Below are 13,693 nucleotides of genomic sequence, written 5' to 3'. Positions count from 1 at the left end.
AAAAAGGTTTGTAAATTATTGAGCGTATTATTGCCATGGTAGCCATGGAAATGCTGATTTGCGTTTAAAAATCGATCTTTTCTGATATTACCTCTTTGTAGATATTCCATATTGCATACAAAAGAAATATAACAATAACAGCAACAATGGCGAAAATTAGAAACCTAGTAAGTGCTGGAGAATCCGATATTTTATCCTCCCTTCTAAACCTATGTTTATTAAATGAATTCTCAAAAGAAGGAGAATCTTTTGATGAGTTAAAAAGATTAGGGAAACTCTTGAATAAAGCCCACCATATCAGTAATCCAATAGGTAATTGAATAATTGAATTGATAAATAGTCCACCAAAAGTCAATACTTTGGCTTTTGATGGATTATCCTTGAAAAATATAACTTTCACTTGTTCACCAACTAACAAATTTTCATTCTCTTCGCCCCTAATTATATAAGATTTATTTTGATATGTAAACTCAATTCTAGGATATGATGAGGAAGGCAATAAAGTAATTCCCGGATATTCAAAAATAGTTTCAACAACTCTCCCTTTTTCAATCTCACCAAATATCAGGTATGATGCGGGAGATTGAAAAACAGCAAAAATAAAAACAGCGACTCCAATTCTATAAATCTGTTTTCTTTGCATTTATCTGGGGTATTAATGCACAAGATATAAGTTTTAATTATGCTAGAAAAGAGGTAGGGGCGATTTTTATCACCCCTTTATCTCATATAATTTTAAAGCCTATCGTTTTACTGAACGCTTTTCAGAGAAATTACCTGTATTTGTTATATTGCAAAATGTTCTTTTTCAGAATATTTTATACTTCTTTTGCAATAATTTTTAATTGCAAATACCAGATAAATAATTTCTATTTTAGTTTATATAAATAAGTTTATATTATAAACTAAATTGATAAAAAAACTAAACTCCTAAATAGTCCTTTAATGTGTTTACGTACTCTTCAAAAGCAATAAGGCCATTTTTAGATATTGAAACATCTGTATGTGGATAGTTTTTCCTAAAAGATTTCTCAATGGTTATATAACCAGCCTCTTCTAGTTTTTTGAGTTGGATACTAATATTGCCAGAAGTTGCTCCAGTCTTATCCTTTAGTGCATTGAAATCAAATTTCCCCTCTTTAACCAAAAGAGAAATTATAGCCAAACGAAGAGGCGAATGCAGCAATGGGTCAAGATCTTTAAACATGATGATTGCGATATTTAACTCTTAACATATAACCAGGAATAAGATCTGCAAATATAATTGCTATAATTGAGATTGCTCCCCAGTAAATTGGCGGTACGAAAATAGTAACAAAAGCAAGGGTATTACAGATAATGCCACCAATTGTTAGCCAAGAGAACCTTATCAATGCACCAGAAATTGTAGTGCCAACACCAATCATTGCTAGAATAAGGAATAATAGTAAATGTCCAAAAGTTGCGGGGATTAGAAAAGCAGTTATAAAGATGTTCACTCCAATTGAAATCCACAGGGTGGATATAACCTTTCCTGTTAAAGGCATTGAAGACCGTCCCTTTTTATTGCGAAAATAAAATCCCATGAACACTCCGCCTAAAAGCATTGTGAACCAAGCGTAGTAGTGATGCTGAACTTCTGAAAATATTAGTACATATTCAAGGGTAGCACAAAATATTGCAAGCCACCCCCAGAATAAATAAACAAACCCGTTTTCGTTAAAGCGAACTTTTTCGTTTTCAATCATATCCTTGATAATCTGAAAACTTTCTTCGGCATTTTTAATTTGATCATCCATAAAAGTTAAATTTATTTGCAAATATAAAGTAGTTTATGAAATAAACAAAAACATTACTACTTTTTCTTGCTTTTAGATGGAGTGTTTGGTTAATGATCTAGAAAACAAGATGATAATTAAAAATTGTATTCGTTTATTCAGCATTACTATTATAATCGGATCTTTTTAAAGCAAAATATTAGATGGATAAAATAATATTGATGCGATCAGCAACTTGTAATAACACTTCTCTTATAAATTGATAATACTATAAATTTAATAAATCATTAAATATGTTAACATTATGTTTTATAAATACTATATTTATCAAATATTATTTTATGTTATTTTGATTGTTGGTAAAAAAAACTATATTTGGTTTTATAATTACTAATAATAATTATAAATGAATTTAATTAGTTTATGCATAATATAATGTCATGTTTTATTACATTAGACTTGATTATTATGTTTGTTTGTTTTTATGTAAATATATAACACGTAATTGTAATATTTTAATTTATAAATTATGATAATGTATTCGTGCTAGTTCTGCTTTAGTCGTAATGTTAGAAGGCAAAATTTAGAGAAGCTCGTTTTTAATTAGAATCTATTAAGCTGTTGATTTTGATTTGTTGGAAATAATGGACGTTTGACAAGAATAATTAGTGATTTTAAGTTGTTGTGCCATGACTGTTTTTTTCCATATAGGAGATATTTGAAAAACCATGAATATTTGGAAAATGAAGATGAGATATCGTTTTATGAAAGACGATAAATTATAATAATGTGAGTTCGGCATAGAATATAGTGTATCAATATAAACGTCAACTATTTTGTTTTATTTGAATCAAAGGAGTAATGGAAAATTGGAATCGAATTTACGAATTCAACTAGGAGGAAAATGGAAGATATCGGCGAAAATATAACCTCTTGTTTTCTCTTATTCCAACCTTCCATTATTGCACCAAATAATTATATATAATTGAAAATAAATACATTATTGCAGTTTTATCGAATTCGCGTTGTTGTAATATTATTCACTATATGTAATATTTATTAATTGGGTAAGGTATCTAAAAATGAAATCACACCAGCTGTTTTTAAAATTTCTAAGATTTATAAAACCTTATTGGGTTAAAGAAATTATTCTTTTTATCCTAATGATTTTGGCAAGTGCTGGTACACTGGTTTCTCCTTATATTTTGAAAGTTATTATTGATGAAATTATTCCAACAAGGAATTTTACCTTTTTGATTCACATATTACTTCTTTTAGTAGTAATTAATATTGTTAGAATACTGCTCGATTTTTACTCTAATTATTTATATGCTTTGGTGAGCAATCATATCATGCTAGATATACGCATGGAGTTATTCAAACGAATACTACATTTTCCTATCTCATTTTTTGATAAAAATAAAACAGGAGATGTTACCCATAGAATAAATGAAGAGGTAAATGCAGTTCAGGGAATGCTCACAGGATCCTTGGTTCGTTTTATAAGAAATATTTTAACTCTTATTGGATTAGCAATTGCTCTTTGCTTATTAAACTATAAGTTATTTATCATTTCAATGGTGGTTGTCCCTTTTGCATTATTTAATGCAAGATATTTTCAACCAAAAATCCATAATTTAATAAAAAAATCACGAGAAAAAGATTCCGATATTTTAGGATTTTTTGTGGAAAGGTTTAACAACATAAAACTTATAAAAAGTTATAATCGCTATCAGTATGAACGTGAAAAGTTAAATTCAAAGGGTAATGAATTAATTGATATAAATTTAAAGACTGCAATATTATCATCAGGAACTCAAAGCATTACTACTTTTTTGATTTCTTTATCTCCTTTAATCATTTTTGCTTGGGGAGGACAAAGTGTAATTGTAGGTGCAATGACGATGGGTTCATTAATAGCCTTCATACAATATCTAAATAGAATTTTTAACCCAGTTAACGATTTCATGTACTTATATTGGGATATGGTACGAACTTCGGTATCAATGCGAAGAATATTTGAGTATATGGATTTACCTATTGAGCAAATGAGTGAAGAAATAAAGAATATAGATTTAAATAAGAAAATAAGTTTTGAAAATGTAGAATTTAAATATGATGGAGAAATTGTGCTTAGGGATTTCAATTTGGAGTTGATGCCAGGTAAAAAGTATGCTTTTGTGGGCTCAAGTGGTTGTGGGAAGAGCACAATTATTAATTTATTATGTAAATTTTATGAGCATCAAAAAGGAATTATAATTATAGGCGGTCAAAGAATTGAAAAATTAAATGTACATGAGGTAAGAAAAAGAATTGCATTAATAACGCAAGATAATCATCTTTTCCACGATTCAATATCAGAAAATATTAAATATGGAAATCTCAATTGTACACCTGAAGATATTTTACATGTTTCTCATCAGGTTGGATTAGATGACTTTATAAATATTTTAAACGAGGGATTTGATTCAGTAATTGGTAATGAAGGAACAAAAATTTCGGGTGGTCAGAAACAGCGTATTGCAATAGCAAGGGCATTTTTAAAAGATGCTGATTTGATAATATTAGATGAAGCAACTTCGGCATTAGACTCTGAAAGCGAAAATAACATTTTTAATAATATATCAAATCATTATAAAGGCAAGATAATAATTCTAATCAGCCACAGACTAAGTGCTATAAAAAATGTTGATGAAATTATCTGTTTGGATAAGGGTAGGGTTGTTGAAAAAGGAGATCACAATTATTTAGTTCAAAAGAGAGGATTTTATTGGGAGTTATTTAAACAACAAATAGAGTAATATTATGAGTACGAATATTGAATTTTAATTAACGGAAAGTAAGGCTTAAAAGAAAAATAATTTATTTGATTATTTCATAGGACTTAAAAGAAGGCTACTAATCAAACAATGATATGAAAGAGAGTAACGAAAATCAGATATACTATGAAGCATCACAAACTCAAAAAGCAGCTTTCATAGGGCATTTATATGCTAAAACTAAAAAACAAATTGTTCCTTTCAATGTTTCTGGTTCAATTAAAATAAAAAATTTGAATTTAGAAGCACTCAAGAAGGCTTTTGATATCTTAATTCAACGTCATGAAATCTTTAGAACTACTCTTTTAATGGTAAATGGTGAGGTAAAGCAGAAAATATGGGATCACGATTCTGCACTCTTTAATATTAAAATAACAAATCTTAACAAATCTAAGAATAAAGAAAAGCAACTTGATCAATTAAGGAGCGATTTTAGTCAAGTGCTTTTTAAATGTAATCAGCGTCCTTGGTTGCGTGCGGAGCTTGTAATGTTTGATGAAAAAATAAGTATCTTACTTATGGTGACACCTCACATGATTTCTGATGATAGTTCAATTAATTTTATTAAGAAAGAATTGTCTTTAATATATGAAGCATATTTAAATGGTGAAAGTATTGATATTCCTAAAACTTTTCAATATAAAGATTATGTAACCGAAATAAATGAAATCTTAAGAAGTGATAAGGGAGAAAAATATCGATTGTATTGGAAAAATGTTTTAAACGAACTACCAAGTAATAATTTAACAACCCTATTCGCAAATAGTAAATCTAATAAGAGTACTTCATACAAGGAAACAATTCGAAAAGAAATAAATGAATGTTGTAGAACAATATCTACAAAGATGGAGAATGATTTTTTTGGAACGGTTTCTTTTCTAAAGTTTGAGCGAGGTGCTAGTTATCATTTTATAATTGATTCACAACGGCTAACGATTTTAAAAGGATTGGTAAAGAAATCAAATGTTAGTATGCCTCATATAATCATTGCAACCTTTCACCTTCTAATTTACAAACTGACTGGTGAAAGAGATAATATTATCGGGATATGTTCGAATACAAGGGAGCGAAAAGAATTATACAATATTATAGGCTGTTTGACAAATACAGTTTTATTTCGTTATAAAATAGAAGAATCTATTGATTTAATAGGTTATATTAAAAATGTTTATATTGGTTTTTTTAAAGCATTAAGACACCAAATATACCCATTTGAAAAGGCATTATGCGATTCTGATGTTCCCTTCCATCGCATTAGTAATTTATTTCTAAATATTATAGGTTCTGAGGATGTAATAAATAATAATTATAATCAAGAAGCGGTACATAGAGAAAACGCTGGAAATCCCTATTTTAATATTGATTGTGGTATTACAATTTATAACAATATTATTGATATAAGTTGTGGCTATAAAACAAGCTTGTTTTCAAAAGACACAATCGAGTTTATATTCAATAGTTATCTTCAATTAATTGATAGTTTTAAAATAAACACTACTCAAAAAATACAAGATATTGAATTAATGCTTTATGACAAGTCTAAAATATGATCAAAGAGGTAATAATACATAGAGAGGGTCGAGAGGATATTCATTGTATTACGATAGGTATATTTCCAGCAAAGGGAAGGTATTATCGCAAAGAAATGTTGAAGAAAAATGATTTTTTTATTGTTGAATTAGATTTACCTATAGGGATTTCCTATTATCACTTGTATTTGAATGATGATTTTACAATCGAGTATGTTGATATTAATACACCTTTGGTGGGTCAGGATTTAAAATCTAGAGTTCCTATAATAGTAAAATCAGAAATATTTACCCATTTGTATTTTAACAATACTCCAAGGTTTATTTCCTACATTAAGGATGATTTAGTCGAATTCAAGGCCATTAGTTACTATTCTTGGATAAATGAAGTGAAACTAGTAAATGATAAATTTCAAGAATTTGAATTTCATATATGCTTTGAGTATAGAAATATTAAATTCTGGAATCTTAGGTATAAAATACGGGATCAAAAAAAATTTGCTATCAAATTTGGTGCTGGAGAAAGAGAATATTGGCTCTTAGATAAAAACAAAGCCTCGAAAGATTATAATGAAGATGTGTTCTTTATCTTTCCAAAATTCAATAGTGAAACCCCATTCTTAGGTGTTGGGTATCAAATATTCCCAGATGCTTTTTGGAAATCAAAAAACCAGATCAGCAATCCAAGTTTTCAGGAATGGGGAAGTTTACATCAAACCTACACTTGGTATGGCGGAGACATCTCAGGGATAATTGAAAAAATCCCCTTAATTATAAAATTGGGAATCAAATTCATTTACTTAAATCCAATATTTCATGCTAAAAGCGCACACAGGTATGATACTATTGATTATAGAGTAGTAGATCCAGTATTAGGTTCTCATGCTGATTTTAAAAGATTAGTTGAAAAGATACATACCGAAGGCTTAAAGATAATCTTGGATATTTCAATTAATCATTGCAGTGTGGATTTATTCGCATTTCAAGATATATTAAACTTTCAAGAAAAATCAAAATATCGAGATTGGTTTATAATTGAAAAGTTTCCTGTTTTAATAGATGAAAAAAACTATAGTTGTTGGCATGGATATAAAGAATTACCACAATTTAATTTTAACAATATTGAAGTTCAAAAATATTTAATTGAATCTGCAATATTTTGGATAACCAGTTATGATATCGATGGTTGGCGTATTGATGTGAGCAGTGAAATGCCAGATTTTTTTGTGTCCAAATTTGTAAATGCAGTTAAGGATATCAAAAAAGATATACTTCTAATTGGAGAAAACCTTCACGATGATACCGAAGATTTTGTTAATAAAGTTGGTGGCGATGGAATAACTGCTTATGGTTTATATATAGATGTTTTTAAACTTTTTTTTATTGAAAAAAGAATAACTCTTGTTGAATTGGCCAATAAACTTATGGAATATAACTATTCGCATTCATTTTGGGCTATTCAACACTCATGGAATTTTTTAAGTAATCACGATTTGCCAAGATTTTATTATGAATTGAAGAATAGGAAGGACTATTTGTTGGCCTTGTGTTTACTCTTAGCGATACCAGGAACACCTGTTTTGTATTACGGGGAAGAACATTTGTTGCTTGGGGAAATGGAAGATAATAGATGCTCCATGGACTGGAACGGATATGATTTAGATTCAGAAGTTATTAAATTTTTAAAAAAAATAGTTGAGATTCGAAATCAATTTAAGGAGGTTTTTGATTATGGCAATATTGAGATCCCATATGTTGATAACAGTAAGAAGTTGCTGATTATTACTAGAAAATTCAATACGAATATCGTTTGTTTTGTGATGAATTTTTCTGAAGAAAAGATAATAATGAATACGGATGTTTTTATTTATTCATATGGAAAACCTGAAGTGTTAATGGGAATGAGAACCGATGAAGAAAATGTTGAAATACTTGAAAAAAATATCACCATTATACAATTAGATATTTCTGAAACAAATGATAGTCAAAAAGCAAGAAAGCAAATACAATCGGTTGTTTAAGGATAATAACAGTTCAAAATATTTCAAATAAAAGGTTTAACCTAGATTATTTGCAATGAAACATAGTGATTGATTATTAAAGAGTCTAGAGAACAGGAATTTAGATAATAAAAATAGTATATTTTGTATAGTTTATAAGAAATGGAAAAAGAAAAACAGATTATACACATTGCTTATGAGGTTGCTCCTTTCTATAAAAATGGAGGCTTGGGTGATGTTGTTTCTGCTTTACCTCAATACTTATCAAAGGAATACAGTAATGTAGTTATTTCTTTTTATTATAAAGGAATGATGAGTCATTTTAATAATTATATATCAAATGATTTTTTTGTTGAATTTCAAGGGGTTGAGTATAAGTTCAAATACTACTATCTTACAAAAAACCATGTAGAATACTATTTCCTTAACATGGAAGATGAGTATGTCTTTTGCAATTTTGGTTTTAGCTCATTAAATGGAAATAACCCATATAAAAACTTATCTTCTGTCATTATTTTCTTGTATTTTGGAAAGGCCGTATTAAAGTTGATACAACTTCGAATCCCAAATGTAATGCATATAATTTGCCATGATTGGCATGCAGCTGGTGTATTCGCATACCCTTCAATTTTAAAAACAATTAAAACTAGTTGTAGTCGTAATATTTTAAGTTTTATCCTTATCCATAATTATGGTTATCAAGGGTATATTTTTGAAGATGTTTTACCTTTTTTGGAAGAAGAAACCCTTTTGCTTATCAGAGATTTATATAATAGATATGGGTTTGCAACAATGCTCGGGTTGGCTATTAATCAATCGGATTCAATTTTGACTGTGAGCGAAAATTATGCAAAAGAACTGACAGATGGCAATTTACCGCATGAAAACTTAAAATTTGTATCTCAAAGTGAAAAAAAGATTGTGGGATTATTAAATGGGGCAGATTACAAAATATGGCACCCTTCAAATAGCCCTTATTTAAAAGATAATTTTAACATCAATTCTAAAGATAAAAAAATAAAATTCAAAAAGGAAGTTTTTAAAAATTGTGGATTTAAATCTGAAAATATTAAGGATACTCCTTTGATACTATATATGTGCAGACTTTCTGAGCAAAAGGGTATCAATTTGTTTTATGATGCTTATGATAAAGATCAAAATGCAGCAACAGCTTTTTTTGAGAAATTCCTTGACCTAGAATCTAAATTCATTATATATGGTGCTCCAGCAGGCGGACTAAATGGAAAAATTCACGAAGCGTTGACTTTAATAAGCCAAAAATTTACTGAATCATTTTATTATAACCCATATTATAATGAAAAGGATGCTCACCTATATTTGGCCTCTGCTGATGTGGTATTATTACCATCATTATTTGAACCTTGTGGATTAGTTCAGTTGTACTCTATGGCTTTTGGAGCAGTACCCATTGTTAATCCAGTAGGGGGACTTAAAGACACGATTAACTGTTATTTTGAGAAAAATAACATACCAACAGGCTTTTATATGAATAATTTTAGTAGGAAAGACCTGTTGTTTACAACTAAAAAAGTAGTCGAAATTTATAAGAACCATCGGGATATCTGGGAACAAATACAAAAAAATGCAATGACACAAGATTTCTCATGGGATAAAAATGTACAAAACTATTTTAGTTTTTTTCAAGAAATAGAAATTAATAAGGTTCTAATAAATGAAACGACATAGTATGTCTTTTTAAATTTCGAATTAAGTTGGACTTATTAACACAATTAAAAGTGTTTAATTATTTTTAGTTAGATTATAAGAGGCAAAAGCAAACTTAACATGCAAATAGAAAATCAGATGGAGGTATTCACTTTTATATCTGATTGTTTTAATAATTATTAACGACCCAAACCTATACTATATACACGATGGATAATATTGACAGAATGGGAAAAAATATTTCTTTAATAATTTGTAATCACAATGATGAATATATTTTTAAACCTTATTTAACGCGATATGAATGTCACTTTGTAAGCACATTATCAAAAATACGTTATAAACTTACAAAATACCATTTTGATATCTTGTTGTTGTATATAAACTTTGAACAAACCACAGATGAGTATATTATCTTAAACTATATTGGGGCTAGTTTTCCAAATATTTACAGTATAGCCATTTTAAAGGAACCTAGTTACAGAACTTCACATTTTCTTGGAACTTGTAATGTGAAAGAAGTACTTGCATACTCAGAACTGAATCTTCTTGACAGCAAACTTTCAAACATTCATAATACAAAGATAACACTAACTAAATTTTCTATTTTTATTGAAAATCACCCAATGAATATGCAAAAAATACTAGCTTTTATAGAGCAAAATTATCTTAACATTTTTACTATTACTGATATTGCTGATTATATAGGAGTAACCGAAAGTACAATTTCGCGAGAATTTCAAAAGAACAAACTTTGTTCTCCTAAACGATTGTTGATGTATTTTAAAGTAATGCATTCTGTTGAACTTTTAAAGAGGACCGGCTTGAAAATTAAAGAAATTGCAAACTTGTCGGGATTTACGAATGAACAGAGATTTATTGAGTGTTTTATTAGGGTATTTGGCAAATCACCTTCTGAATTTAGAAATAAAGGGATTGTGAGAGGGGTTGGTATAGGTAGTCAAGAAAGCGTAATAGATATCAAATAAGTCTGGATGAATACCATTAATATAAGTCACATATTTGTATATAAATTTTAGAATAACTATGTCAATACCTGCTTTCATCATTGAAGAACATCACGAGGCCTTTATTGTATGGAACTATGCAATACAACATGGCATAATACCCCCAAGGGAAAATATACTTTTTCATGTGGATGAGCATTCCGATATGGGGACTCCACGATTTAATAGATCAATCCATGAGTTGAATGGGGATATTCAAGAAATTAAAGATTTTACGTATTCAGAGCTTGGAATAGCGGGCTTTATAATACCTGCGGTATATAAAAGTATATTTAATAAAGTCTACTGGATAAGGCAAAAACATCGTGTAGAAAAAACAAAGGGTACTAAGATGTATGTTAGATCATACAATCAAGCAGGAAAGAGGTTAATGTCTGGAAAAGTAAAAGATTTGAAAGAAATAAAAGAAGATCCTGATAGAGTTTTTTTTGATTATCACCTTGAACCAATTCAAACAGTTCCTTCCAAAAAAAGAGTTGTTTTGGATATAGATCTAGATTATTTTTCATGCTCTGGTAATCCGAATGAATTAAATGAATTATACCTTGAGATAACGAAAGAAGAATATGACAATTTCAAGAAAAATAATTATCATAGATTAAGATATTTCGGGATAGGAAAAGTTGATGCAGAAATAAAAGGCGAAAAATATTTTTATGTCTTAAATAATTATCGTGAGATATACCCTAATGAATTTAGGGTTTCAGAAAATGAGATTTTAGTTAGGATTGAAAATTTCGTAAACAACATTATAACAAAGAGTGTGAAACCTTCAATTATTTCAATATGCCGTTCAAGATATAGTGGCTATACACCTGATGATCAATGGAAATATATTGAGGACACATTACTTCAACATTTGAATAATCATTTCAAGATTGAGGTTAATAACGTTGAGAACATAAAATAAATGACAAAACTACTAGTAATATTTGTTTTTTGCTTTTTACAATTCAGTGAGATTAATGCTCAATGGAAGGCTGTTTATAAACAGGATTCTATACTAAATATTATGTATTCTATCAAGCAAGACAGTAACATAAAAAAAGATAGTGGTTTGTTTTTTGTTTATTATAGTGATTTAGATTCTTCTTTGACAACAGGTTGCAGGATAACCTCCAAACTCTCAGATTTTCATAAAGATAATTCTTTAATTCTTTGGATAAAGAGATTGAACCCAAGAATAATGAATATTAAAAACTCTACTTTTTTGTACCAAAAGGTATATACTAAAAATGTTAAAAGCTATAATATTTTATTTCATACATATTTAAACAATAAATGGTATTCGAAAGACTTCTTGATTACAGAAGATGGATACCAACCTCCTCAAAATGAACTTGTAAATGATTGGTTTTACGAGGAGTCTGCAAAGGATTCTTTACTTTTTTCAATAATAGATTCAATTAAAATAGATGCAACAATTAGTAATATACATGAACCGTTTGATTTTATATTTGGAGAATTATTAATTGGAAATCGTAAACAAATAAACAAAGAGTGTATTCATCCTTTTTTGGATAAAGTACTAGGAACAGAGGGCAGGTCTGATACTATTTTGACTAAAAATTGTTTTTATACTCCTAATAATAACATTTTACTTTCAACCGAAGAAACTTATAAGTTAGAGAAGTTCTCAAATTATTTTGATCTTGTATGCAAGGATTATAATGTTAGTAAAGAAAATAGATTGATTAAAAGTTTTATATTCAATTTAATTGATGTTTACCCTTTTTATTCTGAAAGGAGGATTAATAAAAGCCATATAAGAAATGAATTTTCTAAATTATGTGTAAAATATCAAGATACTTGTTCAACAAAAACATTTACAAAAGCAATAGCAACATTTCTTATTCAGGAGTTCAATGATGGGCATCTCTTTATTGAACCTCCCTCCAGAGATAATGATGAGTTAGTTAATTCTCCTGTTAGGCTTTTCGAAATAAATGGTAAGGTTGTGGTTGCTGCAATTTTTGATAGTACTTATTGTAAAAAACTTCATTTAGGTGATGAGATTGTATCTGTAAACAATATTCCTATTGAAACTCTTATCGATAGTTTGTCGAAAAGTAAAATTGGAATTACCGAGAGGAAACGAAGCAGTACAATTACATCCCTTTTAAATCGTGCTAAACAAGATAGTTGTATATTAGGGTATAAATCAAGAAAGGAATTTAAAAAAACATCATATGTAACGTTATTTTATAATAAGAAATTTAGAGTGCCAGAAAATTTTAAACCCAAACATTGTGATTTTAAAATATTAAATGAAAGTATTGCCTATTTTAGGGCTAATCGTATGGATGGAAATGTATTTCTTAGATTTAGAAATCATTACAATGAGATATTAAAATGTAAGGGTTTAATAATTGATCTACGCGGTAACCCTGGCGGTTCATCTTCGGATGGGATGCAAATATTTTCGATGTTTATCGACAAACCATCAGTTTATCACCATGCTATGAGTTTAATTGATAGCTCAAAATTCGAATCATTAGTATTAAATCCAAATTGCAATTTCAGAATCCCTGCTTCAATTAAGGTTGTAATAATTGGTGATGAAAATACAGCATGTGCTTCAGAAGATTTTATTCAAGCTATGCGTAATTGTTCAAAAGCAATATTTATGGGATCTTCAAGAACATGTGGGGCTCTTCAAAGTAGGTTTGGTATTACTTTTCCTTCAGGAGCTTACTTTAGCATAGATTGCTTAACGCCCAAAATATATCATTCAAATGTAGGAATTATTGAGAATAAAGGATTATCTCCTGATATATGGATAACACGTGGCAGTGTGTTTGACTTAATCCCATATAACGACAAATTGCTTAAAGCTTGTAAAGGCCTTTTATTAAACTAATATTAACAATTTAA

Annotated in this window: 10 protein-coding genes; 7 read left to right on the top strand and 3 right to left on the bottom strand. The window is 28.8% G+C overall.

What is annotated here, in order from left to right:
* Nucleotides 1-64: 64 nt before the first annotated feature.
* The 3 genes from HOO91_09455 to HOO91_09445 all read right to left on the bottom strand — a co-directional run bounded on the left by HOO91_09455 (nucleotide 65) and on the right by HOO91_09445 (nucleotide 1,778).
* Complete coding sequence (locus tag HOO91_09455) at nucleotides 65-643, bottom strand: hypothetical protein (GenBank protein ID NOU17771.1); 579 nt, start codon at nucleotides 641-643, stop codon at nucleotides 65-67.
* Between the two features lie 279 nt (nucleotides 644-922).
* Entirely contained in the window at nucleotides 923-1,207 is a 285-nt protein-coding gene (locus tag HOO91_09450) for a transcriptional regulator (protein ID NOU17770.1), read from the bottom strand.
* On the bottom strand, nucleotides 1,200-1,778 hold the full coding sequence (locus HOO91_09445) for a hypothetical protein (protein ID NOU17769.1): 579 nt from the start codon (nucleotides 1,776-1,778) through the stop codon (nucleotides 1,200-1,202). The genes HOO91_09450 and HOO91_09445 overlap by 8 nt, the downstream gene beginning before the upstream one ends.
* Before the next feature lie 1,148 nt (nucleotides 1,779-2,926).
* Here HOO91_09445 and HOO91_09440 point away from each other — a divergent pair.
* The 7 genes from HOO91_09440 (at nucleotide 2,927) to HOO91_09410 (ending at nucleotide 13,679) form a co-directional block, all read left to right on the top strand.
* Complete coding sequence (locus HOO91_09440) at nucleotides 2,927-4,558, top strand: ABC transporter ATP-binding protein (GenBank protein NOU17768.1); 1,632 nt, start codon at nucleotides 2,927-2,929, stop codon at nucleotides 4,556-4,558.
* Between the two features lie 113 nt (nucleotides 4,559-4,671).
* A complete protein-coding gene (locus HOO91_09435; GenBank protein ID NOU17767.1) occupies nucleotides 4,672-6,126 on the top strand; it encodes a hypothetical protein in 1,455 nt (484 codons plus the stop codon).
* Nucleotides 6,123-8,126 carry a hypothetical protein gene (locus HOO91_09430; GenBank protein NOU17766.1) on the top strand — a complete coding sequence of 668 codons (2,004 nt, stop codon included), beginning with the start codon at nucleotides 6,123-6,125 and terminating at the stop codon, nucleotides 8,124-8,126. Before HOO91_09435 ends, HOO91_09430 begins: the two co-directional genes overlap by 4 nt.
* 141 nt (nucleotides 8,127-8,267) lie before the next feature.
* A complete protein-coding gene (locus HOO91_09425) occupies nucleotides 8,268-9,812 on the top strand; it encodes a glycosyltransferase (GenBank protein ID NOU17765.1) in 1,545 nt (514 codons plus the stop codon).
* Between the two features lie 188 nt (nucleotides 9,813-10,000).
* Nucleotides 10,001-10,780, top strand: coding sequence for a helix-turn-helix transcriptional regulator (locus HOO91_09420; protein NOU17764.1), 780 nt, complete (start codon nucleotides 10,001-10,003; stop codon nucleotides 10,778-10,780).
* A gap of 58 nt (nucleotides 10,781-10,838) precedes the next feature.
* Nucleotides 10,839-11,729: a hypothetical protein gene (locus tag HOO91_09415; GenBank protein NOU17763.1), complete on the top strand. Its 891-nt coding sequence runs from the start codon at nucleotides 10,839-10,841 to the stop codon at nucleotides 11,727-11,729.
* Nucleotides 11,730-13,679 carry a hypothetical protein gene (locus HOO91_09410; GenBank protein NOU17762.1) on the top strand — a complete coding sequence of 650 codons (1,950 nt, stop codon included), beginning with the start codon at nucleotides 11,730-11,732 and terminating at the stop codon, nucleotides 13,677-13,679.
* Nucleotides 13,680-13,693: the final 14 nt, after the last annotated feature.

It is taken from the genome of Bacteroidales bacterium (assembly GCA_013141385.1).
GTDB lineage: Bacteria > Bacteroidota > Bacteroidia > Bacteroidales > Tenuifilaceae > UBA8529.
This window is presented reverse-complemented; position numbering and strand designations above follow the sequence as displayed.

Bases quoted from the DNA above. Each gene is read 5' to 3' on its own strand.
- HOO91_09420 (NOU17764.1), top strand. From the start codon at position 10,001: ATGGATAATATTGACAGAATGGGAAAAAATATTTCTTTAATAATTTGT.
- HOO91_09445 (NOU17769.1), bottom strand. From the start codon at position 1,778: ATGGATGATCAAATTAAAAATGCCGAAGAAAGTTTTCAGATTATCAAG.
- HOO91_09450 (NOU17770.1), bottom strand. From the start codon at position 1,207: ATGTTTAAAGATCTTGACCCATTGCTGCATTCGCCTCTTCGTTTGGCT.
- HOO91_09415 (NOU17763.1), top strand. From the start codon at position 10,839: ATGTCAATACCTGCTTTCATCATTGAAGAACATCACGAGGCCTTTATT.
- HOO91_09435 (NOU17767.1), top strand. From the start codon at position 4,672: ATGAAAGAGAGTAACGAAAATCAGATATACTATGAAGCATCACAAACT.
- HOO91_09430 (NOU17766.1), top strand. From the start codon at position 6,123: ATGATCAAAGAGGTAATAATACATAGAGAGGGTCGAGAGGATATTCAT.
- HOO91_09455 (NOU17771.1), bottom strand. From the start codon at position 643: ATGCAAAGAAAACAGATTTATAGAATTGGAGTCGCTGTTTTTATTTTT.
- HOO91_09410 (NOU17762.1), top strand. From the start codon at position 11,730: ATGACAAAACTACTAGTAATATTTGTTTTTTGCTTTTTACAATTCAGT.
- HOO91_09425 (NOU17765.1), top strand. From the start codon at position 8,268: ATGGAAAAAGAAAAACAGATTATACACATTGCTTATGAGGTTGCTCCT.